The organism is Arthrobacter sp. AOP36-F1-5 (genome assembly GCF_058137995.1).
The window spans coordinates 761,603-785,111 of record NZ_CM176892.1; the positions used below are offsets into that span (position 1 = coordinate 761,603).

25 protein-coding genes are annotated in these 23,509 nt (G+C 67.0%); 12 read left to right on the top strand and 13 right to left on the bottom strand.

Annotated features, from left to right (window positions below; genetic code table 11):
• Positions 1-86 precede the first annotated feature (86 nt).
• Positions 87-686 (top strand): hypothetical protein, encoded by a 600-nt coding sequence (locus AC3ZI9_RS03455; protein ID WP_444555541.1) that lies wholly within the window; start codon positions 87-89, stop codon positions 684-686.
• A gap of 12 nt (positions 687-698) precedes the next feature.
• On the opposite strand, the gene AC3ZI9_RS03460 is transcribed toward AC3ZI9_RS03455, so the two are convergent.
• The 8 genes from AC3ZI9_RS03460 to glyA all read right to left on the bottom strand — a co-directional run bounded on the left by AC3ZI9_RS03460 (position 699) and on the right by glyA (position 10,049).
• Positions 699-1,157, bottom strand: coding sequence for a universal stress protein (locus AC3ZI9_RS03460; protein ID WP_444555540.1), 459 nt, complete (start codon positions 1,155-1,157; stop codon positions 699-701).
• Between the two features lie 73 nt (positions 1,158-1,230).
• The gene (gene purU / locus AC3ZI9_RS03465) at positions 1,231-2,136 is read right to left on the bottom strand and encodes a formyltetrahydrofolate deformylase (protein ID WP_444566272.1); all 906 of its coding nucleotides are present in this window, start codon (positions 2,134-2,136) and stop codon (positions 1,231-1,233) included.
• A gap of 31 nt (positions 2,137-2,167) precedes the next feature.
• Positions 2,168-3,568 carry an L-serine ammonia-lyase gene (locus AC3ZI9_RS03470; protein WP_444555538.1) on the bottom strand — a complete coding sequence of 467 codons (1,401 nt, stop codon included), beginning with the start codon at positions 3,566-3,568 and terminating at the stop codon, positions 2,168-2,170.
• Entirely contained in the window at positions 3,568-4,212 is a 645-nt protein-coding gene (locus AC3ZI9_RS03475) for a sarcosine oxidase subunit gamma (RefSeq protein ID WP_444566271.1), read from the bottom strand. The genes AC3ZI9_RS03470 and AC3ZI9_RS03475 overlap by 1 nt, the downstream gene beginning before the upstream one ends.
• Positions 4,205-7,135 carry a sarcosine oxidase subunit alpha family protein gene (locus AC3ZI9_RS03480; protein WP_444555536.1) on the bottom strand — a complete coding sequence of 977 codons (2,931 nt, stop codon included), beginning with the start codon at positions 7,133-7,135 and terminating at the stop codon, positions 4,205-4,207. Before AC3ZI9_RS03480 ends, AC3ZI9_RS03475 begins: the two co-directional genes overlap by 8 nt.
• Positions 7,132-7,461: a sarcosine oxidase subunit delta gene (locus AC3ZI9_RS03485; protein WP_444555535.1), complete on the bottom strand. Its 330-nt coding sequence runs from the start codon at positions 7,459-7,461 to the stop codon at positions 7,132-7,134. Before AC3ZI9_RS03485 ends, AC3ZI9_RS03480 begins: the two co-directional genes overlap by 4 nt.
• Positions 7,462-7,485: 24 nt before the next feature.
• Positions 7,486-8,703 carry a sarcosine oxidase subunit beta family protein gene (locus AC3ZI9_RS03490; protein ID WP_444555534.1) on the bottom strand — a complete coding sequence of 406 codons (1,218 nt, stop codon included), beginning with the start codon at positions 8,701-8,703 and terminating at the stop codon, positions 7,486-7,488.
• A gap of 2 nt (positions 8,704-8,705) precedes the next feature.
• Positions 8,706-10,049 (bottom strand): serine hydroxymethyltransferase, encoded by a 1,344-nt coding sequence (gene glyA, locus AC3ZI9_RS03495; protein WP_444566270.1) that lies wholly within the window; start codon positions 10,047-10,049, stop codon positions 8,706-8,708.
• Positions 10,050-10,189: 140 nt separating this feature from the next.
• Here glyA and AC3ZI9_RS03500 point away from each other — a divergent pair, with 140 nt between their 5' ends.
• From AC3ZI9_RS03500 to AC3ZI9_RS03530, 7 genes are all read left to right on the top strand, one after another.
• A complete protein-coding gene (locus AC3ZI9_RS03500) occupies positions 10,190-10,849 on the top strand; it encodes a GntR family transcriptional regulator (RefSeq protein WP_444566269.1) in 660 nt (219 codons plus the stop codon).
• A gap of 198 nt (positions 10,850-11,047) precedes the next feature.
• Positions 11,048-12,448 carry an MFS transporter gene (locus tag AC3ZI9_RS03505; protein ID WP_444555015.1) on the top strand — a complete coding sequence of 467 codons (1,401 nt, stop codon included), beginning with the start codon at positions 11,048-11,050 and terminating at the stop codon, positions 12,446-12,448.
• 56 nt (positions 12,449-12,504) lie between these two features.
• Complete coding sequence (locus tag AC3ZI9_RS03510) at positions 12,505-13,755, top strand: M24 family metallopeptidase (protein WP_444555016.1); 1,251 nt, start codon at positions 12,505-12,507, stop codon at positions 13,753-13,755.
• A 96-nt stretch (positions 13,756-13,851) separates the two neighbouring features.
• Positions 13,852-14,649: an IclR family transcriptional regulator gene (locus tag AC3ZI9_RS03515; RefSeq protein ID WP_444555017.1), complete on the top strand. Its 798-nt coding sequence runs from the start codon at positions 13,852-13,854 to the stop codon at positions 14,647-14,649.
• A gap of 43 nt (positions 14,650-14,692) precedes the next feature.
• The gene (locus AC3ZI9_RS03520) at positions 14,693-15,145 is read left to right on the top strand and encodes a cupin domain-containing protein (RefSeq protein ID WP_444555018.1); all 453 of its coding nucleotides are present in this window, start codon (positions 14,693-14,695) and stop codon (positions 15,143-15,145) included.
• A 107-nt stretch (positions 15,146-15,252) separates the two neighbouring features.
• Positions 15,253-15,618: a VOC family protein gene (locus tag AC3ZI9_RS03525; RefSeq protein WP_444555019.1), complete on the top strand. Its 366-nt coding sequence runs from the start codon at positions 15,253-15,255 to the stop codon at positions 15,616-15,618.
• Positions 15,619-15,696: 78 nt separating this feature from the next.
• Complete coding sequence (locus AC3ZI9_RS03530) at positions 15,697-17,358, top strand: FAD-binding dehydrogenase (protein WP_444555020.1); 1,662 nt, start codon at positions 15,697-15,699, stop codon at positions 17,356-17,358.
• A gap of 63 nt (positions 17,359-17,421) precedes the next feature.
• On the opposite strand, the gene AC3ZI9_RS03535 is transcribed toward AC3ZI9_RS03530, so the two are convergent.
• The gene (locus AC3ZI9_RS03535) at positions 17,422-17,640 is read right to left on the bottom strand and encodes a hypothetical protein (RefSeq protein WP_489923843.1); all 219 of its coding nucleotides are present in this window, start codon (positions 17,638-17,640) and stop codon (positions 17,422-17,424) included.
• Positions 17,641-17,761: 121 nt separating this feature from the next.
• Here AC3ZI9_RS03535 and AC3ZI9_RS03540 point away from each other — a divergent pair, with 121 nt between their 5' ends.
• Positions 17,762-18,421 (top strand): DUF3824 domain-containing protein, encoded by a 660-nt coding sequence (locus tag AC3ZI9_RS03540; protein ID WP_444555022.1) that lies wholly within the window; start codon positions 17,762-17,764, stop codon positions 18,419-18,421.
• Positions 18,422-18,450: 29 nt separating this feature from the next.
• Here AC3ZI9_RS03540 and AC3ZI9_RS03545 read toward each other — a convergent pair whose 3' ends face one another.
• Entirely contained in the window at positions 18,451-19,302 is an 852-nt protein-coding gene (locus tag AC3ZI9_RS03545; RefSeq protein WP_444555023.1) for an inositol monophosphatase family protein, read from the bottom strand.
• An 18-nt stretch (positions 19,303-19,320) separates the two neighbouring features.
• Positions 19,321-19,761: a pyridoxamine 5'-phosphate oxidase family protein gene (locus AC3ZI9_RS03550; RefSeq protein ID WP_444555024.1), complete on the bottom strand. Its 441-nt coding sequence runs from the start codon at positions 19,759-19,761 to the stop codon at positions 19,321-19,323.
• An 81-nt stretch (positions 19,762-19,842) separates the two neighbouring features.
• Between AC3ZI9_RS03550 and AC3ZI9_RS03555 the strand changes: the two genes are divergently transcribed.
• The 3 genes from AC3ZI9_RS03555 to AC3ZI9_RS03565 all read left to right on the top strand — a co-directional run bounded on the left by AC3ZI9_RS03555 (position 19,843) and on the right by AC3ZI9_RS03565 (position 22,479).
• Positions 19,843-21,021 (top strand): App1 family protein phosphatidate phosphatase, encoded by a 1,179-nt coding sequence (locus AC3ZI9_RS03555; protein WP_444555025.1) that lies wholly within the window; start codon positions 19,843-19,845, stop codon positions 21,019-21,021.
• A complete protein-coding gene (locus tag AC3ZI9_RS03560; RefSeq protein WP_444555026.1) occupies positions 21,018-21,482 on the top strand; it encodes an acyl-CoA thioesterase in 465 nt (154 codons plus the stop codon). Before AC3ZI9_RS03555 ends, AC3ZI9_RS03560 begins: the two co-directional genes overlap by 4 nt.
• Positions 21,483-21,612: 130 nt before the next feature.
• A complete protein-coding gene (locus AC3ZI9_RS03565) occupies positions 21,613-22,479 on the top strand; it encodes a siderophore-interacting protein (RefSeq protein ID WP_444555027.1) in 867 nt (288 codons plus the stop codon).
• A gap of 22 nt (positions 22,480-22,501) precedes the next feature.
• Here the strand turns inward: AC3ZI9_RS03565 and AC3ZI9_RS03570 are convergent, their stop codons facing one another.
• Entirely contained in the window at positions 22,502-22,924 is a 423-nt protein-coding gene (locus AC3ZI9_RS03570; protein WP_444555028.1) for a DNA-3-methyladenine glycosylase family protein, read from the bottom strand.
• Entirely contained in the window at positions 22,921-23,376 is a 456-nt protein-coding gene (locus tag AC3ZI9_RS03575) for an AlkA N-terminal domain-containing protein (protein ID WP_444555029.1), read from the bottom strand. Before AC3ZI9_RS03575 ends, AC3ZI9_RS03570 begins: the two co-directional genes overlap by 4 nt.
• Positions 23,377-23,509 lie beyond the last annotated feature (133 nt).

The window sequence follows — 23,509 nt, forward strand, 5'->3', positions numbered from 1 at the left end:
CCCGGGGCGGCAATGACCGATGTCACTGCCGCCCCGAAGCCCCCCGGTAGTAGGGTCGTGAACCGATCCCACGACGGAAGCAGGCCATGGAAGAACGCACGAGCACCCCGGACCAGGGCGCCGCCACGGCGCCGCCGCCCACCGGCACGACCCCGGTTCCCGGATATCGGCGGATGGGACATCCCCGGGTATCGGGTTCGGTGGTCGGCGCGGTGGGCGGCTGCGCTTTCATCGTCGTCAATACCCCGGCCCTGGACGGGCCGTGGGCCCTGGGCCTGCGGCTACTCGGGCTGGCCGCCCTCGGACTGTGGGTCTGGGCGGTGCTGCTGCGGCCCCGGCCGCTTCCGCCCCACCCCCGGCCGGACCGGACCGGTGGGATCGTCTATTTCGGCGGGTTGATCGCCATGTTCGCGATCATGTTCATCGGGATCCGCTGGCTCGAAGCCGCAGGGCGCGAGGGCCTGGAACCGGCGGTGGTCGCCCTGGCCGTGGGCGCACATTTCCTGCCCTATGCCCGGGCCTTCGCCGCCCCGATATTCCTCTGGCTCGGCTCGGTCATGGTGGCGCTGGGGATCGCCGGGCTGGCCCTGGGGCTGACCAGCACCGTGGTGGCCGCCCCGGCAGCGGCAGTCGCCGCCGGCTTCGTACTGCTCATCGGCAGCGCCGTCGACGCGCTGGGCGTCTGAACGGGGCGTGGATCAGTCGGGGATCTCGGTATCGGCCAGTGCTGGACCCCGCACCACCAGCACCGGGCAGAAGGACCGGGCGATGCAGGCCGAACTGACCGAGCCCATCAGCAGCCCGACGAATCCTCCGCGGCCCCGACGACCGACGATGAGCATATCGGCCTCCTTGCTGGCCTCGATCAGGGTCGGCCGGGCACTGCCCTGACGCAACCGGATGCTCACGTTCTCCGGGATCTGCGGTCCGTAGGCCTCCTTCAAGGCGGCCGCGACCGTGTGTTCGACGCGTTCGGAGAACCCCTCGATGCCCATGACTTCGTACCGTTCGGGCATCGGCGGGTAGTCCCAGCAGGCGGTCGCTTCGATCCGTGCGTTCAACCCGACGGCGACATGCCGGGCCTGACGCAGCGCCTCCACCGATGAGGCGGAACCATCGACTCCGACAATGACCAATCCCTGGCGTTCTTCTGCCATCACAACCTCCGATCCCTCCCCGTGCGGGGAGGCTCCTGGCCTTCCAGCTTATCGTCGACGGCTTGCTGTACAGCTAGCGCAGGACCACGGTCCTGTTCTCCAGCAGGAACACCCGGCCCTCACAATGCCACCGCACGGCGTTGGATAGCGCCCGGCATTCGGTATCTCGTCCGGCCGCGACCAGATCCGCGGGGGAGAAGGTGTGGTCCACGTCCTGGACCTGTTGGGAGATGATCGGCCCCTCGTCCAATTCGCTGTTCACGTAATGGGCGGTCGCCCCGACCGTCTTCACCCCGCGGGCATGGGCCTGGTGGTACGGCTTGGCCCCCTTGAAACTGGGTAGGAAGGAATGGTGGATGTTGATGGTGCGCCCGGTGAGTTGGCGGCTGAGCTCATCGGAGAGGATCTGCATGTAGCGTGCCAGGACCACCAGTTCGACGTCGTAGTCCTCCATCAGTTCCAGCAGCCGGGCCTCGGCCGCCGGCTTGGTGTTGGCGGTGACCGGAACGTGGTGGTAGTCGATGCCATGCCATTGAACCAGCGACTGGTGGTCGAGGTGGTTGGAGACGACGGCGACGATCTCCACCGGCAATTCGCCCATGCGTGAACGATAGAGCAGGTCGTTGAGGCAGTGCCCGAATTTGGAGACCATCACCAGCACCCGGCGCTTCTCGTTCAGCGGGCGTAGGCTCCACTGCATCCCGTACGTGGCGCCGAGTTCGGAGAAGGCCCCACGCAGGCGCTGGAGTTCGAGCTCCGGATCCAAGGCGACCCGCGGGGAATCCGGGCCCGGACGGCTGACGAAATGCACCCGCAGGAAGAACCTGCCCTCATGGAAGTCGTCGAATTGACGCAACTCATGGATGTCCCCGCCATGGTCGAGCAGGAACCCTGACACCGCATGGACGATGCCCGGTCGTTCGGCGCAATCGAGGCTCAGGACGAATTCGTGCATGGGGGAGTCGGAGGCCTGGACCATGGGTTCCTGCTTTCTGGAAAGGGAGGGCTGCTCAGCACTCGATGACGTTCACGGCGAGTCCGCCGCGCGAGGTTTCCTTGTACTTATCCTTCATGTCCGCCCCGGTCTGACGCATCGTTTCGATGGCCTGATCCAGGGTGACCCGGTGTTCGCCGTCACCGTGGCGGGCCAACCGGGCGGCGTTGATGGCCTTGACCGAGGCGATGGCATTGCGTTCGATGCACGGAATCTGCACCAGCCCGCCCACGGGATCGCAGGTCAGCCCCAAGTTATGCTCGATTCCGATTTCCGCCGCGTTCTCGACTTGTTCCGGGGTGCCGCCCAGCACCGCGCAGATGCCCGCCGCAGCCATCGAACAGGCCGACCCGACTTCGCCCTGGCAGCCGACCTCGGCGCCGGAGATCGACGCGTTCTGTTTGAACAGGATGCCGATGGCCGCGGCAGTGAGCAGGAACGTGACGATCCCGTCCTCGTCCGCGCCGTCGATGAACCGCGCATAGAAGTGCAGCACCGCCGGGATGATGCCGGCGGCCCCGTTGGTCGGCGCCGTGACGATGCGCCCACCCGAGGCATTCTCCTCGTTCACCGCCAGGGCGTAGAGGTTCACCCATTCCATCGCCCACAGCGGGTCGGCCGGTTCCAGCCCGTTGATGCGGCCTTCCGCCTCCTGCTGGCGCAGCTTCTCCCGCAACTCCGGGGCACGACGGCGGACCTTCAGCCCGCCGGGCAGCACCGGCTCGGTACGGGTGCAGCCGTTTTCCACGCATTCCTCCATCACCGACCAGATGTGCAGCAGGGCGGCCCGGGTTTCCGCCTCGGGCCGCCAGGAGTTCTCGTTGGCCATCATCACTTCTGCGATGGACAGTCCGGAGGTCTGGCAGGCGGCCAGCAGCTCGCCGCCGGTGTTGAACGGATGCGGCAACGGGGTCTCGTCGGAGACGAGCTGGTCGGCTTCAGCCGAGACGTCGTCGACCACGAACCCGCCGCCGATGGAGTAGTAGGTGCTCTGACGGATCGTCGCCCCGTCCGCCCCGAAGGCCTGGAAGACCATGCCGTTGGGGTGGGCGGGCAACGACTTGCGCCGGTGCAGGACCACGTCACGTTCATCGTTGAATCCGATATCGGCGCCACCGCCCAGCGGCAGCCTCCCCTCGCGGAGGCAGGAGGCCACCAGCTCCCCGGCGATGGCGGTATCGACCGTCGCCGGATCATGTCCGGCCAACCCGAGGATCACCGCCTGATCGGAATGGTGGCCGATGCCGGTGGCCCCCAGGGAGCCGAAGAGTTCGGCCTTGACCCGGGCCACCGAGGACAGCAGGGAGTCCGCGGCCAGCCCGGCGGTGAACCGCCGGGCCGCCCGCATGGGACCGACCGTATGGGAGGAGGAGGGACCGATTCCCACCGAGAACAGGTCCAGGGTGCTCAGTGCCATCAGGCCACCTCTGCCGCCGAGAACTCGAGCATGGCATCGAGCAGCCAATGCACCATGTAATCGGCGAAGGAGGCGCGCGGCATGATCCGGAACGTGTCCTCCTGCGTCTTCCACAAGATCACCGGCACGGGGCCGATGGTCGTGGTGACGGCTGAACCGGTGGCGAAGACCGAGGGGTGCATATCGAAGTGGCACCCCTTCTCCAGGACCGACCGGGCCGAGGGGCCCGAGAGTTCCAGCGTGGTGCGGTTCCCCGACAGGTCCACGACGGAGCCGGGCAGGGCGCCTTCGCCGTCGCCCAGCAGCTCGGCCAGGGGAGCGGCGTCCACGCTGTCCGGGGGCCCGACGAGCAGGAACTCATCAGGTCCCTGCCACAGGACCGCGCGGTCCTGGTCGCCGCCGACCTCGCCCACGCGCTGCGGCAGGGAGAGTCCCAGCGCCGACTCCATGACCCGGGCGGTGGCCGACCCCGGCACGACCCGCAGGCCGATCTGGGTCAGGAACGGCAGTTCACGCAGGGCGACGCCCCGTTCACCGGCGACGGAGCCGGCGGCCATGTCCCGGGCCAGATAACCGACCGGGCTGGTGCGCAGCGCGGCGACCTCCTGGCTCACGGAGGGTGCTTCCAAGGTGTTCTCAGCCATCGCGACGGCTCCCTTCAGGGTCGTAGAGGATGGGGGATGCGATTTCGACGTCGACGAGTTCGCCGTCCAACAGGGACTGCACGACCTCGCCCATGCGGTTGCGGCCGTTCTTGACCAAGGCCAGACCGAAGGTTCGGCCCAGGGCCGGGCTGCGGTAGCTGGAGGTCACGTGGCCCTCCATGGGCACCGGACCCTGCTGGGGGGTGATGGGTGTTCCGGAGGTGACCAGCTGCGCCCCTTCGGGCAACAGCGTGGTCTTGTTCACCGGCAGCACCCCCACCAGATGGTGGCGGTCCTCGCGGGCCGTATCGGCACGGGCATAGGAGCGCTTGCCGATGAAGTCCTTGAGTTTGGAGACCACCCAGTCCATGCCGGCGTCCTGCGGGGTGACGGTCCCGTCGGTGTCCTGCCCGACGATGATGAACCCCTTTTCGGCGCGCAGCACGTGCATCGTCTCGGTGCCGTACGGGGTGATGTTGAATTCGGCGCCGGCCGCGGCGACGTCCTCCCACACCTTGAGTCCGTACCAGGACGAGACGTTGATTTCGAACGCCAGTTCACCGGAGAAGGAGATCCGGCAGATCCGTGCCGGGATCCCGCTGGCCAACGTGGTCTCGCGGAAGGCCATGAACTTGAAGTTCTCGTTGGTCAGGTCCAGATCGGGGGCCAGCTTGGCGATCACGGCGCGGGACTTGGGCCCGACGACGGCGACCGTGGAGTACTGCTCGGTCACCGAGGTGCACACCACATCCAGCTCCGGCCACTCGGTCTGCAGCCATTCCTCGAGCCAGTCCAGGATCTTCGCCGCCCCACCGGTGGTGGTGGTCATGAAGTAGCGGTCCTCTTCCAGCCGCAGGGTCACCCCGTCGTCATAGATCATCCCGTCGGGGGTGCACATCAGGCCGTAACGGCCCATCCCGTTCTTGAGCTTCTTGAACCCGTTGGTGTAGATCCGCCCGAGGAACTCCCCGGCGTCGCGGCCACGGATCTCGATCTTGCCCAGGGTGGTGGCGTCCTGGAAGCCCACGGATTCACGGGTGGCCGCGCATTCACGCTGCACCGCGGTATCCATGTCCTCGCCGTCCAGCGGGAAGTAGCGCGGACGCTTCCACTGGCCGACGTCCTCGAACACCGCCCCATGGGCCAGATGCCAGGGGTGGATGGACGTCAACCGGGCCGGGTCGAGCATTTGTCCGCGCTGGCGGCCGGCCAGGGCGGCGAAGGCGACCGGGGTGTAGGGCGCCCGGAACGTGGTGGTGCCGATCTCCCCGAGCTCCTCGATGCCCAGGACGGCGGCGATGACGCCGATGGCGGCCACGCCACTGGTTTTGCCCTGGTCGTTGGCGGTGCTGATCGAGGTGTAGCGCTTGATGTGTTCCACCGAGCGCATGCCGGCCCCGGTGGAGCGGACGACGTCGGCGACCGTCTGGTCGCGTTGCAGGTCCACGAAATGGGTGTCCCATTCGCCTTCGCTGCCTCCGGTGCCATGGACCAGCCACAAGGGCCGGGACGGGGCGATGTCGCAGGCCGCGGTCGAGGCGGCGGCGACGGAAGCCGAATGCCCGACGGCGGCGATGGCCTCGCCACCGGAGGCATGGCCCTCGGACAGGCAGGACGCCAGATCGTAGGAACCGTTCAAGGCGCCGGCCGTGTGCATGTTCTTCAGCGGCTTGCCCGGCACGAAGGCCGCGAGCTCCTGGTTCCAGGCGACCTTGCCCTGGCGCTGGCTGTAGAGGTGCACCACCGGGCTCCACCCGTTGGAGACCGCCAGCAGGTCCGCGTCGATCTCTTCGGCGGTGCCGGTGGCCTGACCGTCATGGTCCACCGCGGTGACGGTCACCGAGGCGACGCGGCCCGACCCGTCGGCGGCGGTGTCCACCACGGCGGAGCCCAGCAGCGAGCGGACGCCGGTGGCCGCCAGGACCTTCGAGGCTTCGGCCGAGGCCTCGGTGCGGGAGTCGACGACCGCGGCGACGACGACGCCGGCCGCATGCAGGTCGGCGACCGTGGCGTAGGCGGCGTCGTTGGTCGTGGCGACCACGACCCGGGAACCGGCGGCGACGCCGTAACGGTTCAGGTAGCTGCGCACCGCGGAGGAAAGCATGACGCCGGGGCGGTCGTTGTTGGCGAAGACCAGCGGACGCTCATGGGCGCCGGTGGCCAGCACGACCTGCTTGGCCCGGATATGCCAGATGCGTTCGCGGGAGACCCCGGCCCCCGGATCCTCGGCCAGGTGGTCGGTGCGCCGCTGGACGGCGATGATGTAGTTCTCGTCGTAGGCGCCGAAGGCCGTGGTGCGGTTCAGATAGGTGAACTCCTGGCCCCGGCCCAGTTCCTCGGCGGTGTCCGCGGCCCACCGGGCGGCGGGGGTGCCGTTGATCTCCTCGGTGCTGGAGGAGAGCAGCGATCCGCCCGGATCCGGCTGTTCGTCGATGAGGATCGTGCGCGCCCCCGAGTCCGACGCCTGGCGGGCGGCGGCCAGCCCGGCGGGGCCGGCGCCGACGACGAGCACGTCGGTGTGCACGTACTTGCGGTCGTAGTAGGCCTCGTCACGGCGTGGATCCATGACCCCCAGACCACTGAGGTAGTTGGCCTTCATCCCGTCGGTCACGTGGGTGACCGTGGCCGGGAGCATGGACTCGTCGACCTGCCCGGCGAAGCGGGAGGCGACGGTGATCAGGGCGTTGGGCTCCTCGACGCCGGCGGCCAGGATGCCGCGCGGGCGGTTCAGGTACAGCGAGTTGCCGCAGCCGATCCGGCCGGCGGCGAGGGCGGCCGAGGCCACCGTGTCACCGGGGTGGGCTTCGAGGGCCCGCCCGTCGAGGGTGAGGCTGATGGTCCGGGACCTGTCGATGCCGTGGCCCTGGACCTGGTCGGCGCCGAGGCGGCCTGCCAGCGGCGCTGCGGGCTGGGTGGGGCTCATCGTGTTCCTCCTTCGGGGGTGTTCTGCCGTGCGTGGATCAGCTCGGGGGAGGCGATATCGGGTCTCGGCTCGTTCAACTGGTAGATGGCTTGGATTTCATAGGTGGAGGTGTCCCGCAATGCGTTGAACCATTTGCGGCAGCCGGCGGCGTGGTTCCAGCGTTCGGCGAAGATGCCCTTGGGGTTCTTGCGGTAGAAGAGGTAGCGCGACCATTCGCTGTCGGTCAGCTCGTCCGGGTTCTCCGGATAGGCGACATGGGCCTGGCCGCCGTAGTGGTATTCGGTTTCATCGCGTGGCCCGCAGTTGGGGCATTCAATGAGCAGCATGGGAAGTCCTTCTGGAAGTGGGTGCTAGTGAGCGACGGCGGCAGCGCCGTGCTCGTCGATCAGCTGTCCGGTCTCGAAGCGGTCCAGCGCGTACGGGGCGTTTAGCGGGTGCGCTTCCCCGGTCGCGATGGTGTGGGCGAAGGTGTAGCCGGCCGCGGGGGTTCCCTTGAAGCCACCGGTGCCCCAGCCGCAGTTCACGTACATCCCCTCGATCGGTGTCGGGGACACGATGGGGGAGGCGTCCATGGTCACGTCGACGATGCCGCCCCAGGTGCGCAGCAGATGCGCCCGGGAGAAGATCGGGAACAGTTCGACCGCGGCCGACATCTGCTCTTCGATGACATGGAAGGCACCGCGCTGGCCGTAGCCGTTATAGGGGTCCACGCCGGCACCCATGACCAGTTCGCCCTTATGTGCCTGCGAAACGTAGACGTGGACGTGGTTGGACATGACCACCGTGGGGTGGACCGGCTCGAAGAGCTCGGAGACCAGGGCCTGCAGCGGGTGGGACTGGATCGGCAGGTCGAAACCCGCCATTTCGGCCAGGACCGAGGAGTGTCCTGCCCCGCACAAGCCCACCTTGTCGGTGAGGATGCGTCCTTGGCTCGTCTCGACGCCGACCACGCGGTTGCCGTCCTTGACGAATCCGGTGACTTCGCAGTTCTGGATGATGTCCACGCCCATCTCGTCGCATTTGCGGGCGAAGGCCCAGGCGACGTGGTCGTGCTTGGCGATGCCGGCCCGCGGCTGGTAGGTCGCGCCCATGACCGGGTAGCGGATGTCGTCCCCGGTGTTGATGATCGGGCACAGCTCCTTGACCTGGTTCGGCTCCAACCATTCGGCGTCCACCCCGTTCAGGGCGTTGGCATTGACCCGGCGTTTGGAATCGCGCACTTCCTGCAGGGTGTGGGCGACGTTCATGACCCCGCGCTGGGAGAACAGGAAGTCGTAGTCCAGCTCCTCGGGCAGGCCCTCCCAGAGCTTGAGCGAGTGCTCGTACAGCGCCGCGCTCTCGTCCCAGAGGTAGTTCGAACGGATGATGGTGGTGTTCCGGGCCATGTTGCCGCCGGCCAGCCAGCCGCGTTCCAGGATGGCGATGTTCGTCATTCCATGGTTCTTCGCAAGATAGTAGGCGGTGGCCAGGCCGTGTCCGCCGCCGCCGACGATCACTGCGTCATAGGAGGGCTTGGGTTCGGCATTGCGCCACAGGAATTCAGGGTGCTCGGGCAGCAGATCGGCCATGATCAGGCTCCAATCGTGGAAGAGAGAAGGGGAAGTTCCGGGTAGAGCGGGTGGGCGGTGGCCAGGGCGGTGACCCTGGCCTTCAACGCGTCAAGGACCGCCGCGTCGGCACCGCCGTCGGCGGTCCCGGCGATCAACGCCAACGCGATGATGTCGGCGACCTCGGTAAAGGCCGCCTCCGAGAAACCACGGGTGGCCAACGCCGGGGTCCCGATCCGTAGCCCCGACGTCACCATCGGAGGCCGCGGATCGAACGGGACCGCATTGCGGTTGACCGTGATCTCGATCTTCGCCAACAGGTCCTCGCCTTCCTGGCCATTGAGGACCGAATCCCGCAGATCCACCAACACCAGGTGCACATCCGTGCCCCCGGTCAACACGCTGATCCCGCACTCGGCGACATCTGCGGCCGTGAGGCGTTCGGCCAGGATCCTCGCCCCGGCCAACGTGCGCGCCTGGCGCTCGGCGAACTCTTCGGAGGCGGCGATCTTGAACGCCACCGCCTTGCCGGCAATGACATGCTCCAACGGCCCGCCCTGCTGACCGGGGAACACCGCGGAGTTGATCTTCTTGGCGATATCGGCCTCGTTGGTCAGGATGATCCCGCCGCGCGGGCCGGCCAACGTCTTATGCGTGGTGGAGGTGACCACATGGGCATGGGGCACCGGGGAAGGATGCAACCCGGCAGCGACCAGACCGGCGAAATGGGCCATGTCCACGAACAAGTAGGCGCCGACCTGATCGGCAATGGCCCGGAAGCGTTCGAAGTCCAGCTGGCGCGGATACGCCGACCAGCCGGCCACGATCATCTTGGGCTGGTGCTCGATCGCCAACGCCTCGACCTCGTCCATATCGATCCGCAGATCGGATTCGGAGACCGAGTACGGGACGATGTTGTACAGCCGTCCGGAGAAGTTGATCTTCATCCCGTGGGTCAAGTGACCGCCATGGGCCAGGTTCAGGCCCATGACCGTGTCCCCGGGACGGATCAACGCGTGCATCACCGAGGCATTGGCCTGGGCGCCCGAATGCGGCTGGACGTTGGCGAAACCGGCCCCGAAGAGGGCCTTGACCCGCTCGATCGCCAGCGACTCGATCACGTCGACATGCTCGCAGCCGCCGTAGTACCGGCGCCCGGGGTATCCCTCGGCGTATTTATTGGTCAGCACCGAGCCCTGGGCTTCCATGACCGCCTGGGCGGTGTGGTTCTCCGAGGCGATCATTTCCAGACCGTCCTGCTGGCGGGCCAGCTCGGCATCGATCCGCGAAGCAACCTCGGGATCAAGCTCCGCCAACGAAGTCGTCAATGACTTCGCTGAGACCTGACCTGTGGTGGCGATGGTCATGGGTACTCCTTATCCGCACTACGTCGACAACTGATATATCTCTTGTGTTCCATATCGTATGATGGAGATCACGGTCGGTCAAGGGAAAGTTTTTACCCGCTGGTAATGTAGTCGCGGGCCCAGGAAGCAGGAGGAAGTCGATGGACATGGTGACCGGAACGGCACCCGTTGCCGAGTCGCTGGCGGAACGTTCCTATCGGGTGTTGCGCGATCGGTTGATCATGCTGGACATCGCCCCCGGCGCCCCCATCAACGAGGGGCTGCTCTCGACGGAGCTGGATATGGGGCGCACCCCCATCCGCGAAGCACTGAAGAAGCTCGAGACCGACCGGCTGGTGCACTCCTTTCCGCGACGCGGCACCTTCGCCACGATGGTGGACATCAAGGACCTCGCGGCCATCTCGGAGATCCGTCACCTCCTGGAGCCGCTGGCGGCCGAGAAGGCGGCGCTGAATCCGAACCCCGCGCTGCGTAAGCAGCTGGCCGATACGGCGGCGGCGATCGAACAGCTGGACGAGGACCAGGACCGCCGGGCCCTGATGGAATACGACCTGGAGGTCCACCGGCTGATCTACCGGGCGGCGGAGAACCAGCACCTCGAGGAAACGTTGGTGCGCCTGGACAACCTGGCCACCCGCATCTGGTGCCTGGTGATGGACCGGCTACCGAGCATCGCCGGCCACATCCAGGAGCACGCCTCGCTGTTGCGGGCCATCATCGCCGGGGATCCGGTGGAATCGCGGCAGCTGGCCGAAGAACACGTGCGTCACTTCGAGTCCACCATCCGCTCGATCCTCTGACGCTCCCGCGCCGACCGGAAAGGCACCACCCCACACGACAGGGGTGGTGCCTTTTTTGGTATCGGCCGCCGGGTCGCGCGGTCTGGTGGGCAATTTGAGGACTTCCGGCCAAAGCCTTGACAGTGACCCCTGCCACAAATAGCGTATGTGCAACAGCGTTGCAGTGAGTGCAACTTCAAACTTCTTTGGTGGTCCCTCATGAATCACGAAAAAACACCCGAAGCGCACGGTGAGCCTCATCAGCCGCCGTCAGTACTGACGCACCAACACGAATCCGGCGTCAAGCCCCGCACCGCCTTCAGTGGTGGACCGGGCGAGGAGACCCCGGCCTCCATCCGCAAGACCCGCAACAAAGTCGTTGCGGCGAGCTTCATCGGCAACTTCGTCGAGTGGTTCGACTACGCCGTCTACGGCTACCTGGCGGTGACCATCACCGCAGTGTTCTTCCCCGAATCGGATCAGCAAACCGGTCTGCTGCTGACCTTCGGCCTCTTCGCCGTCTCCTTCTTCGTCCGCCCGCTGGGCGGCTTCATCTGGGGGCACCTGGGTGATAAGTTCGGCCGGCGGCTCGCCCTGTCCTGGTCCATCCTGATCATGTCCGCCGCGACGTTCTGCATCGCACTGATCCCCGGATACGCCACCATCGGGTTGTGGGCCCCGATCCTCCTGCTCATCATCCGCGTCATCCAGGGCTTCTCGGCCTCGGGGGAGTACGCCGGGGCCGCCGCCTTCCTGGTGGAATATGCCCCGCCCAAGCGTCGTGGCCTCTTCGCCGCCGTCGTCCCGGCCAGTACGGCCACCGGACTGCTGCTCGGTTCACTGCTGGCAGCCTTGCTGACCGGTCTGCTCTCCACCGATCAGATGGAAGGCTGGGGCTGGCGCCTGCCCTTCCTGCTGGCCGCTCCGATGGGACTGATCGGACGCTACATCAGGACCCGGCTGGAGGATTCCCCGGCCTTCCGGGCCCTGGAGGCCGAAGACGACACCGAAACCACCCCGATCAGGGACCTCTTCCGCGACCATTGGCGTCAGCTCGTGCAGGCCATCGGCGCCGTGCTCCTGAACGCCGTCGGCTTCTACATGCTGCTCAGCTACATGCCCACCTACCTCGCCACGGAAGTCGGCCTCGATGAATCGAAGTCCTACCTGGCGACCACGGTGGCACTGTTGACCTACATCGGCTTCATCTTCGTGATGGGCATGCTCTCGGACCGGCTGGGACGCAAGAAGGTGCTGTTGACCGCCTCAGTCCTGTTCGTGATCTTCACAGTCCCGCTGTTCATGCTGCTGGACACCGGGAACTTCCTGATCATCGTGCTGGTGCAGATCGCACTGGGCGCGATGCTGACCCTCAACGACGGGACGCTGCCCAGCTTCCTGGCGGAGATGTTCCCCACCCGGGTCCGGTACACCGGATTCGCTGTCAGTTTCAACCTCTCCAACGCGATCTTCGGCGGAACGGCCCCCTTCGTGGCCACGTTCCTCATCGGCTTCACGGGCAGCGACCTGGCCCCTGGCTGGTACCTCATGGGAGCCGCCGTCATTGCCCTGGTGGCCGTCGCCTTCTCGGCGGAAACCAGCAAACAGCCGCTGAAATAGCGGCTCCTAACCTTCCTGACGAACCATTGATCCACCACGATAAAAAGGAGTCCATTGTGACCACCGAAGCATCCACCAACGCCGTCTCCGGACTCGAACGCCTGAAGGTCCTGCACAACGGGGACAAGGTCTCCCTGACGTTCTCGGACGCCGAGTTCGAGCGCCGCCTGGCCGGGCTGCGGAAGATCATGGCCGAGAAGGACCTCGACGCCGTCGTCCTGACCAGCTACCACTCGATCAAGTACTACTCGGACTTCCTGTTCACGTACTTCGGGCGTTCCTATGCCATGGTCGTCACCGCCGACGACACCTGCACCATCACCGCCAACATCGACGCCGGCATGCCGTGGCGCCGCAGCTACGGCGAGAACATCGTCTACACCGACTGGCGTCGTGACAACTTCATCCACGCCATCCAGGAGTCGCTGCGCCAGCGCAACGTCACCGTCCGCCGGCTCGGGGTCGAAGACGACACCCTGCCGCTGGACAACCGCAATAAGATCCAGGCGGCCTTCGAGCGCGCCACCCTGGTCGACGTGGCCCAGGCGGCCATGTTCCAGCGCATGATCAAGTCGGCCGAAGAGATCGAGGTCATCAAGCACGGGGCGCGTATCGGTGACATCGGTGGTGAAGCCATCAAGGCCGCCATCCGCGAGGGCATCTCCGAATACGAGGTCGCCCTGATCGGCACCGAGGCAATGGTCCACGAGATCGCCCGGACCTTCCCGGATTCCGAGATCCGTGACACCTGGGTGTGGTTCCAGTCCGGGATCAACACCGACGGGGCCCACAACTGGGCGACCACCCGGAAGCTGCAGCGAGGGGATATCCTGTCGCTGAACTGCTTCCCGATGACCTCGGGCTACTACACCGCGCTGGAGCGCACCTTGTTCCTGGGCGAGCCTGACGAGCGGTCGCTGGAGTTGTGGAACGTCAACGTCGAGGTCCACCGTCGTGGTCTGGAGCTGATCAAGCCGGGGGCCGTCTGCAAGGACATCGCCGCCGAACTCAATGAGATCTTCGTCGATCGTGGGCTGCTGGCCAACCGCACCTTCGGCTACGGACACTCCTTCGGCGTCCTGTCGCACTACTACGGCCGTGAGGCGGGCCTGGAACTGCGTGAGGACATCGATACCGTGCTCGAACCGGGCATGGTGGTCTCCATGGAACCGATGATCACCGTGATGGATGGTCAGCCGGGGGCAGGCGGCTACCGTGAGCACGATATCCTCGTGGTGGACGAAAACGGTGCCGAGAACATCACCAAGTTCGGGTTCGGCCCGGAAAACAACATCATCCCCTGCTAGAACGCACGGGGAACCGGGGCCACTGAGGACCCGGTGGCTGCTGGTGGCGGACAACTGCTCCGCCACCAGCAGCTGCAACCTTGGAGGGACGAAAAGATGACGGCTCAGACACGTGAATCGGAGGCGGGGGAGCCCCGCAGTTCTTCCGTGATCGTCAACGTCATCGACGTCCTGCGCTGTTTCACGGTCGATGATCCGCTGCTCGGGGTCACCGAGATCGCCACCAGCGTGGGACTGCACAAATCCAGCATCTCGCGCATCCTGTCCACCTTGGAGCAGGAACGCATCGTCGAACGCGACGAATTATCGCGCAAGTTCCGCTTGGGGCTGGGGCTCATTGCCGTGGCCGGCCCGCTGCTGGCCAATCTGGATGCCCGGCGCATCGCCTACCCCGTGCTGCAGGAACTGGCCGAGACCACGGGGGAGACGGCGGCCCTGAACATCTGGGACGGCGCCGAATCGGTGTCCGTCGAACAGATCCCCAGCCGCAAACAGGTCAAACACACGTCGCCCATCGGCACCCGGTACGGCACCCCGTTGAGCGCCTCCGTCCAGGTGTTCTTGGCCTACCAGGAAGAATCAGTCGTCCGGGAACTGCTGTCCAGATCAAGGGCCGAGGAGCATGACCCAGCGGGACCGCAGGACCTGAAGACGTACCTGCGTCGACTGGAGACGGTGCGGGAGCGTGGCTACGCCTGCAATTACGGGGAAACCTCCCATGAAGAGGTCGGGGTCGCGGCACCGATCATGGGGCATCGCGGGGAAGTCGCCGCGGCTCTGATGGTCGCCGCCCCGCTCTACCGCATCCACGATGCCGAACTGACCCGGCTCGCGGAGGCCTGTTGTCGGGCCGCCGCCCGGATCAGCCGGCGCATGGGCGGCCAGCCCGAATAACGCCCCGCACCACCCACCCACACCGGAAGGCACGGAAGCAGTCATGAGCGTTGAACGTCGCGGAGAATTCGCCTTCGACTACCTGTTGCATGAGGGCACGGCCCCGACGAAGGTCCAATTCCACTTCCTCGAGGAACTGAACCTCCCCGTGGCCATACAGACCTGGGAGCTACCCGTCGGGGGCAGCGAGGGGATGCACCGCCACGACGGGGAGCAGGCCCTCGAGGAGTTCTACCTCGTGGTCGAGGGAAGCGCGCGCATGCACCTGGGCGACGAGATACTTGAACTGGAGGCCGGGGACACGGCACTGGCGCCAGCCGGGGTGGACCATGACCTGATCAATGCCGGTGAAGGCCCCCTGAGGATCCTGACCGTCTGGGGCACCCCCGGCGCGGCGGACTTCTCCTCCTTCGGCTCCGCCCGTGCCTCGAAGGAAGCCCGCGCACTGGCCGCGGACCGGACGAAGGGCCCTTCCGGGACACCGCCGAGCCGCTAGGCGGCCCGCCACGGCCGGGAGGGGAATCGGCCGGGCACAAGTCTTGCCAGCCACGGGGGCGGATGCTGGAGTGGGGGCAACGGTTCCCTACGGAGAGGCAGTCCATCATGACCGGAGAGATTTCATTCATCGAATTCGGGGCCGGGGACGCCGCGGAATCCGCACGGTTCTATGCCGCGCTCTTCGGGTGGCGGAGCGAACCCGGCCCGAACGGGCCCGATGCCGGCTACCAACTGGATGTGGCCGGCACCCCGGGTGGCCTCCATTCCGGGGATCCGGGGGCGGCGCCCTACGTGTTCTTCGCCGTGGAGCAGATGCAGGCCGCCTGCGATCGGGTCGTTGAACTCGGGGGGACCGTCGACCCGATGGACCTCAACGGCGATGCCGGCTACCGGGCCACCCACGGACTATTCACGCTCTGCCGGGACCAGCAAGGCTCCCCGTTCGGCCTGCATCAGCGGCCCGCCGGTTAGGGCCATCGGCCCCCGACGGTGCACGGACCCGCCCCGACGATGGTGTGTCCCGCGCCATGTCCGGGCTACGCTGGCCGCATGACAGAGCATGACCAGCGGGAGTTCGACGTCATCGTCGTCGGTGCCGGCCTCTCCGGACTGGTGGCCGCCACCGAAGCCACCGACACCGGACGGAAGGTCCTGCTGATCGACCAGGAACCGCAATCCAACCTCGGCGCCCAGGCCTGGTGGAGTTTCGGCGGCCTGTTCCTGGTGGACAGTCCCGAACAGCGGCGCCTGGGGATCCGTGACAGCGTCGAGCTGGCCCGGCAGGACTGGTGGGGCACCGCCGGCTTCGACCGGCCGGAGGACCATTGGCCCCGGGCCTGGGCGGAGGCCTACGTCGACTGGGCGGCCGGGGGCAAGCGCGCCTGGCTGCACGAGCTGGGGATCAGGTTCTTCCCCGTCGTGGGCTGGGCCGAACGCGGAGGCCACGGGGCATCGGGCCCCGGGAACTCGGTGCCCCGCTTCCACATCACCTGGGGTACCGGCCCCGGGCTCGTGGAACCCTTCGCGAACAAGGCCCTGGCTGCGGTGTCCTCCGGGCTGCTCACCGTACGCTTCAGGCACCGCTTGGACTCATTGGTGGTCCGGGGCGGCGCCGTCACCGGGGTCCAGGGACAGGTGCTGGCCCCCTCCAACTCACCCCGCGGCCAGGCCAGCAACCGGCAGGAGGTGGGCGACTTCGAATACCTGGCCCCCGCCGTCGTGCTGTGTACCGGGGGGATCGGCGGCAACGTCGAGAAGGTGCGGGCCGCCTGGCCCGAACGGCTGGGGGACCCCCCGGCCCGGATGATTTCCGGGGTTCCCGCGCACGTCGATGGCCGGGGGCTGGATATCGGTGCTGCCGCCGGAGGGCACCTGATCAACGGGGACCGGATGTGGCACTACACCGAAGGGATCATGAACCACGGCCCGGTCTGGGAGAACCACGGCATCAGGATCCTGCCCGGACCCAGCTCGCTCTGGATCGATGCCGTGGGCCGACGCCTTCCGGCACCGCTGTGGCCGGGATTCGACACGCTGGGAACGCTGGAACATCTGCGCGGCACCGGTCACGACCATTCGTGGTTCATCCTCAACCGGCGCATCATCGGCAAGGAGTTCGCGCTCTCGGGATCCGAACAGAACCCCGATCTGACCGGCAAGGACATCGGTGCGGTGCTGCGGCGGGCCCGCACCGCAGTGCCGGATCCGGTGCAGGCCTTCCTGGACCGCGGCAAGGATTTCATCCAGGCGGACAGCGTGGCCGAGCTGGTCGCGCGGATGAACCGGCTCGCAGGAGGGGACCTGCTGGATGCGGAGGCCATCGAAGCCGAAATCATCGCCCGCGACGCCGAAGCCTCGAACCGATTCAGCAAGGACCCGCAACAGATGGCCGTCCAGGCGGCCCGCAGCTATCTCGGTGACAAACTGATCCGCACCGTCGCCCCGCACCGGCTGCTGGATCCGAAGGCAGGCCCGCTGATTGCCGTGAGGCTACACATCCTCACGCGCAAATCGCTCGGGGGACTGGAAACGGATCTGGACTCACGCGTGCTGGCCCCCGGCGGCCGGGCGGTCCCAGGTCTCTATGCCGCCGGGGAGGCCGCGGGATTCGGTGGCGGGGGAGTCCACGGCTACCGGGCCCTGGAGGGGACGTTCCTGGGAGGCTGCCTCTTCAGCGGCCGGGCCGCCGGGCGGGCCGCCGCCGGGCGGTGAACGGCGCAGAGGGGGACCAGGTCCCGTCGGTTGCGTGATCCCGACGGGCCGTTGGACCCGGTGCTAGTGCCTGGCCCAATACGTCGTGCCGATGACCAACGCGTACACCCCGAAGACAACCCCGAGGTACATGGGGCTGAAGACGTGGCCGGAGATGATCGATTGCAGGACCGCATAGGCCAGGAAAAGCAGCAGGATGCCGATCCCCGCAACGACGTACTCCACGCCGTGGTGATGATGGTGGGCGTGGGCGACGCCTTGATGATTCATAGAATGTCCCATACTTCGAACATACGCCGGTGCCGGGGGAAGAACCATAGCTAGACTGGGGGCCGCGAACGCACGCCGCCGCACGCCGGCCCGGGATCGACCCGCCTGATCAAGATTGCCTCGAGGTACCCAAATGACTGAGCAGAACCCATACGACCCCGCCCCATACCCCGGGCCGCAGGGCCAGGGCGGGTATCCCCACCCGTACCCGGGACAAAACCCGTGGTACCAGCAGCCACCGGCAGCCTCCGGGTTGACCAAGGCCGCGATGATCATCGGCATCGTGGCGATCGCCTTGGCATTCATCCCCGTCGTGGGGTTCATCTCCTTCATCCTGGGGCCACTGGCCCTGGTCCTGGGGATCATCGGGCTGGTGAAGCGGGTTCCCCGCAAGGGCTTCGCACTCACCGGGGTCATCACCGGTGCCGCGGCACTGATCGTCTGCATCATCTACGTGATCATCGCCGTCGCACTGGCCAACGTGGTCCAGAACGGGATGGGCGAAACCGCGCCCTATACCTACTCGGTGACCGGGGATGGCGCCTACACCGTCGACTACACCGCAGAGAACATCACCTCGGAGAAGACCGAAGAGATCCCCGGCGGCGAGTTCACCAAGGACGTCACGGCCAATTCCATGCTGGGAACGCTCACGGCCCACAACGCCGCGGGCAGCAGCGGGGATCTTTCCTGCACGATCAGCAAGCCGGACGGCAGCGTCGTCGCGAAGGATTCGGCCTCGGGCGCCGGGGCCAGGGTCGCCTGCCTGACCGGCGAAGGCTTCAATAAGTAGGGCCCGCCGTCCTGCCGGGGCGGGAGACGCTACCGGCGATGGCCCTTGGCCCGGCGGGCGGCCACGCGTTCCTCGACGATCGCGACGGCCGTTCCGGCCGAGGTCCGGGGGCCCGTGGCCAGATAGACCGGCGCCTCATGGACGGGCCGGACCTCGTCGTCGTACCGATAGGGCAGGTAGCTACCGCCCGAGCGGCGCACCAGCAGCACCCCGGCGGCGACATCCCAGGGGTTGGTGTCGAAGCCCAGGGTGATATCGGTCCACCCGGCCGCGACATGGGCCAGGCCCAGGGCCCCGCTGACGGTCCGCCGGACGGTGGCGTACCGGGTGACCAGGGTGCCGAAGGCCTCCAGGGCTGCCGGTCCGTCGAGTTCGAGGGCCTCGGCCGAGGGGTAGTCGGTCATGAGGCTGGACGCGGTTTCCTCCGGTGTGCCGGACGGTTCCAGACGATCCCCGTTCAGCCAGGCGCCTTCGGCATTGGCGGTGAACATCAGCTCGGCGACGGGGTCATAGACGACGCCGGCGAGTAGTTCGCCGTCCAATGCCGCGGCAATGGACACACAGAAGAAGGCGACGCCGTGGGCGAAGTTGCTGGTCCCGTCGATGGGATCAACGATCCATTCGATGCGGCCGGTGCCCTGATGCCCTCCCTCCTCGCCGAGGATCCGGCTATCGGGGCAGGCGGCGAAGAGATGGGCGGAGATGGCCTTCTCGCTGGCCTGGTCGAAGGCGGTGACCAGATCGTGGGCGTTGGCCTTCTGGCGGGCTTCGGCCCCGGAACGGAAGGCCCCGCGCAGCAGCGGGCCGACACCCCGCGCCGCGTCCTCCGCGATGCCACGCAGATGTTCGGCCAGTTCCAGGGGGTGCTCGGGGGTATCCACCCGGTCAGCCTACCGGGCTCAACTTTCGTCGAGCTGTTCCGGCTGCTCGCCCAGGATGAAGTGCCGTCCGGAGATCGACGTGGGGGTGATCTCGATCCAGAAGTCCTTCAATGTCTGTACCCAGGGGTCCACCCCGGAGGCCCGGGCGGTCTTGATCTCCGCTTCGGTCTCCAGGATGCGTGCGGTGCCCTGGATGATCACCGACCAGGCCTCGTCGCTGAGGATGCCGTCGGATTGGAAGGCGACCTTCGGGTTCACCGTCAGGCCCGAGAGCTTGGAGCCGGCCGCCGAACGCAGGTAGATCCGCTCATTGGAGGCCCCGTGGTTCACCGGGGTGATGTAGGGGACGCCGTCGAAAGCGGTGGCGAGGCGCCCGTGTTGGCTGTGGCCCAGGAGCTTCCAGCACTGGTCTTCGTCCAGGATCAGGACCGGTTCGTCGTCTGCATGGGTGAACATCATGCCCCTATTCTTCTACGGCATGTAGAAAAAATCCAGTATCCGCCGGGACTTGTTGACGCGCGGGCGTGAAAGACTGGCGATATGTCATCACGCAAAGCAGAATCGTTGCGACAGCACCTGGGGGTCAGGCTCGAGGACGCCTGGCATGCGTTCCGCGAGGCGAACGGTCGTGAACGTGGCATGGTTCCGACCGTGCTGCCCTTCAGGGGGTACGGACGCTCCGAATCCGCTGAGGACGGGTGGGTCCGGATCCTGGCACGGATCGTCGTCGCCTCCCCGCAGCCGTTCCGCCATGGGGTTCCGCGGTCCCGCGTGGTCGCCGATGGCGTCCGGGGGTGGAGGAACTTCATTTCCCCGCCCATCCCGTATGCCGAGGCCACCGTCACCATCGCCGGAGGGGAGCATCTGGTCCGCGCGGATCGTGGGGGAGTCCTGGATGCCCGCATCGCCACGAGACTGGGGCCGGGCTGGCATACCGTCACCCTGAGCGCCGAGGGCTCGGCCGAGGTCAGGGCCCGGGTGTTCGTGGTCGATGCCTCCTGCGAATTCGGTCTCCTGTCGGATGTGGATGACACCGTGGTGGTCACCGCCCTTCCGCGGCCGTTGTTGGCCGCCTGGAACTCGTTCGTCCTCGACGAGCATGCCCGGGTGGCCACCCCCGGCATGGCGGTGATGATGGAGCGGGTCTTGCGTGGACGCCCCGGCGCCCCCGTCCTGTACCTGTCGACCGGAGCCTGGAACGTCGCCCCGACCCTGAGCCGGTTCCTGGCCAGGAACCTCTTCCCCGAAGGACCCCTGCTGCTCACCGACTGGGGGCCCGTGGAAACCGGCGCCTCCGGTGGCCGCTGGTTCCGCTCCGGTGCCCAGCACAAGGTCGACCAACTGCGCCGTCTGGCCGAGGAGTTCCCACAGGTGAAATGGCTGCTCATCGGCGATGACGGCCAACACGACCCGGAGATCTATGCGGGCTTTGCCCAGCGCTACCCGCAAAACGTCAAGGCCATCGTCATCCGCCAGCTGACCCCCTCCGAGGCGGTCCTCGCCGGCGGCCGTTCGCAGCGGACGGTGAACTCGACGCCGGGCATCGACTGGGTCTACGCCCCCGATGGGGCTCATATCCTCTCCGAGCTGCAACGGCTGGGCATCGTCTCCGACGAGGAACAGCACGTCGAGCACCAGGAGCGTCGGCGGTTGCGCCAGCAGTGGCCGGAAGGAGAACCACAGGGAGAGCAGGAAGAACAGGAGGTCCACGCCCGATGAGCGGACGGAAACTGCAGGTCCAGGTCCCGATGCGGTGGGGCGACATGGACGCATACGGGCATATCAACAACGTCAACCTCGTGCGCATGATGGAAGAAGCCCGCATCGCCGGCTTCGGCGTGCCCGGGGGGACGGGCAAACCGGGCACCGAATCGACCGCGGAACTGTTCTCCAGCGTCCCGGTCAACACCCAGATCCTCGTGGTCGAACACCGGGTCAGGTATCTCAGCCCGCTGGACTACCGCAATGTCCCGGCGGAGGTCGAGATCTGGCTTTCCCGGGTGAAGGCGGCCAGCTTCGACGTCTGCTACGAATTCCGCGACCCGATCGAGGGGAGCCTGTGCGTGCGGGCGACCACCACGTTGGCCTTCTTCTCGGTGGAGGACCAGCGGTTGTTCCGGCTACCGGCCCGGCAGCGGGAGGAAATGCAGCAGTTCCTCGGCGAACCGGTCTTCCCCTGAGGCCCGGGGGCCGCTGAAGTAACCTCTTCGCCCGTGGCGTACGGAGTTTGCGTTGCCTGCGCGCTTGGGATTGGGTGGAGGAAATACGTTTTGCCGGGTCAGGCTCGGCCCTCGAAGGAGTGATCGGAAGATGCCCGTCCCCGCAACCGCTCGACCGCCGCGCCCGCAGGTCGTGTTGGAAGTGGTGACCAAACGGAAAATCGGCAAGCACATGGTCCGTCTGACCCTGGGCGGCGAGGGCTTTGCCGCCTTCCGCAACCGGGATGCCACCGACAAGTACGTCAAGCTGCTCTTCGCCGACCCCGAATTGGGGCTGACCCCACCGTACGACATGGACGAACTGCGGGCCGTCCTGCCGCAGGAACGGATGCCGGTCCGCCGCACCTACACGGTGCGCAGTGTCAACGAAGCCGCCGGCACCTTGCAGATCGACTTCGTCGTGCACGGTGAGGAGGGCCTGGCCGGCCCCTGGGCCGCCAACGCCCAACCCGGTGACCTGGTCTGCTTCTCCGGCCCCGGGGGCATGTACTTCCCCTCGAAGGACGCCGACTGGCATCTGCTTGCGGGGGACGAATCAGCTTTGCCGGCCATTGCCGCCGCCCTGGAGAAGATGCCTCGTTCCGCCGTCGGTGAGGTCTATGTCGAGGTGGCCGGGGAGAAGGACGAGGTCAAGTTCAGGGCCCCGAAGGGAATCAACGTCCACTGGCTGTACCGCGGCGGGACGTTCACCCCCGAAAGCACCAAGCTCGCCGCCGCCGTGATGGCAGGTCCCTGGCATGAGGGCGAGGTGCAGGTCTTCGCCCACGGGGAACGGGAGATGGTCAAGGCGCTGCGCCGGTTCCTGGCCGACGAGAAGGGCCTGCACCGCAAACAGCTCTCGCTCTCGGCCTACTGGGCCTTCGGCCGCGCCGAAGAGACCTTCCAGGCGGAGAAGAACGAACCGATCGGCAAGATCTTCCCCGAACAGCCGGGGATGCAGGCCACCACGGGCGGTTGATCCGCCGTCCGGGGCGAGGGCCTCAGCCCTTCGAATAGGCTTCCTCGTTCCAGAGATGGAAGAGCGCGTGGCTGCGATAGGGGCGCCAGGCTTCCGCGCGGCGGGCCGCCTCCCGGGTCGTGACCCCGCCCAGCGCCCGGCGCAGGACGAGGTCTCCGGCGGTGAAGGCATCGGGCTCCAAACGCGCCCTGACATCGAGGTTGTCGGCGCTCCACGGGCCGATGCCGGGGATGGCCAGGAGTTCTTCACGCGTGAGCGGGAACGCCCCGGGATCCGCCGGTGTCGCCACATGGGCGAACGCCTCGGCCACGGCCAACAACGTCCTGGTGCGGGCGTGGGTCAGGCCGACGCCGGCCTGCAGTTCGTCTTCGGGGATCCCCGCCACGACCCCGGGAGTCGGGAACAAGTGCAATCCGGCGATCGGCGGGCCGGCCCATCCGCTCACCAGCCGCCCGGCGAAAGTGCGTCCCGCGGCCAGGGAAACCTGCTGGCCGAGCACGGTCGTGGCCGCGGCCTCGAAGGGATCCGGGGAGCCGACGGGGCGGAGCCGGGGCCGCTTGGCGACCAGGGGGCCAGGGTCGGGTCGCGGAGCAGCCGGGCATTGATCGGTTCCAGATCCAGATCCAACGCGAACCACCGGCGAAGCAACGCCGAGAGCGGGGGCCGGTCCTCGGCCGTCAGCGCCGCGTCCACCCGGCGGAGCAGGACCGCGTCCTCGGTGAAGCGTAGACCGATCACCACGTTCCGGTCTCCGATCCTGACCGGGCGGCGGTGTTCGCCCCCCGTTTGTTCGTCGAGGCCCGGCACGGCATGGGCGGCCAGGACGGCCAGCGAAAGCTGCGGGTCCAGTCCTCCATTGGCTGGTAGGCGCAGGACCTGTTCCGGGTTCTCTGGCATGGCATCCATGGTTCCCCAGACTAGTGCCCCGAGGGGGTCGTCGATCCTGGCTATACAATCATTCAGTACCTTGTACGAACGTATAGGTGGGGGTAGTCTCAACCCATGGCAGCTTCCCGACCAGTGCTGCGTC

Coding starts and splice junctions, on each gene's coding strand:
- AC3ZI9_RS03455 (WP_444555541.1), top strand. CDS start 87: ATGGAAGAACGCACGAGCACCCCGGACCAGGGCGCCGCCACGGCGCCG.
- AC3ZI9_RS03460 (WP_444555540.1), bottom strand. CDS start 1,157: ATGGCAGAAGAACGCCAGGGATTGGTCATTGTCGGAGTCGATGGTTCC.
- purU (WP_444566272.1), bottom strand. CDS start 2,136: ATGGTCCAGGCCTCCGACTCCCCCATGCACGAATTCGTCCTGAGCCTC.
- AC3ZI9_RS03470 (WP_444555538.1), bottom strand. CDS start 3,568: ATGGCACTGAGCACCCTGGACCTGTTCTCGGTGGGAATCGGTCCCTCC.
- AC3ZI9_RS03475 (WP_444566271.1), bottom strand. CDS start 4,212: ATGGCTGAGAACACCTTGGAAGCACCCTCCGTGAGCCAGGAGGTCGCC.
- AC3ZI9_RS03480 (WP_444555536.1), bottom strand. CDS start 7,135: ATGAGCCCCACCCAGCCCGCAGCGCCGCTGGCAGGCCGCCTCGGCGCC.
- AC3ZI9_RS03485 (WP_444555535.1), bottom strand. CDS start 7,461: ATGCTGCTCATTGAATGCCCCAACTGCGGGCCACGCGATGAAACCGAA.
- AC3ZI9_RS03490 (WP_444555534.1), bottom strand. CDS start 8,703: ATGGCCGATCTGCTGCCCGAGCACCCTGAATTCCTGTGGCGCAATGCC.
- glyA (WP_444566270.1), bottom strand. CDS start 10,049: ATGACCATCGCCACCACAGGTCAGGTCTCAGCGAAGTCATTGACGACT.
- AC3ZI9_RS03500 (WP_444566269.1), top strand. CDS start 10,190: ATGGACATGGTGACCGGAACGGCACCCGTTGCCGAGTCGCTGGCGGAA.
- AC3ZI9_RS03505 (WP_444555015.1), top strand. CDS start 11,048: ATGAATCACGAAAAAACACCCGAAGCGCACGGTGAGCCTCATCAGCCG.
- AC3ZI9_RS03515 (WP_444555017.1), top strand. CDS start 13,852: ATGACGGCTCAGACACGTGAATCGGAGGCGGGGGAGCCCCGCAGTTCT.
- AC3ZI9_RS03520 (WP_444555018.1), top strand. CDS start 14,693: ATGAGCGTTGAACGTCGCGGAGAATTCGCCTTCGACTACCTGTTGCAT.
- AC3ZI9_RS03525 (WP_444555019.1), top strand. CDS start 15,253: ATGACCGGAGAGATTTCATTCATCGAATTCGGGGCCGGGGACGCCGCG.
- AC3ZI9_RS03530 (WP_444555020.1), top strand. CDS start 15,697: ATGACAGAGCATGACCAGCGGGAGTTCGACGTCATCGTCGTCGGTGCC.
- AC3ZI9_RS03535 (WP_489923843.1), bottom strand. CDS start 17,640: ATGGGACATTCTATGAATCATCAAGGCGTCGCCCACGCCCACCATCAT.
- AC3ZI9_RS03540 (WP_444555022.1), top strand. CDS start 17,762: ATGACTGAGCAGAACCCATACGACCCCGCCCCATACCCCGGGCCGCAG.
- AC3ZI9_RS03550 (WP_444555024.1), bottom strand. CDS start 19,761: ATGATGTTCACCCATGCAGACGACGAACCGGTCCTGATCCTGGACGAA.
- AC3ZI9_RS03555 (WP_444555025.1), top strand. CDS start 19,843: ATGTCATCACGCAAAGCAGAATCGTTGCGACAGCACCTGGGGGTCAGG.
- AC3ZI9_RS03560 (WP_444555026.1), top strand. CDS start 21,018: ATGAGCGGACGGAAACTGCAGGTCCAGGTCCCGATGCGGTGGGGCGAC.
- AC3ZI9_RS03565 (WP_444555027.1), top strand. CDS start 21,613: ATGCCCGTCCCCGCAACCGCTCGACCGCCGCGCCCGCAGGTCGTGTTG.
- AC3ZI9_RS03575 (WP_444555029.1), bottom strand. CDS start 23,376: ATGCCAGAGAACCCGGAACAGGTCCTGCGCCTACCAGCCAATGGAGGA.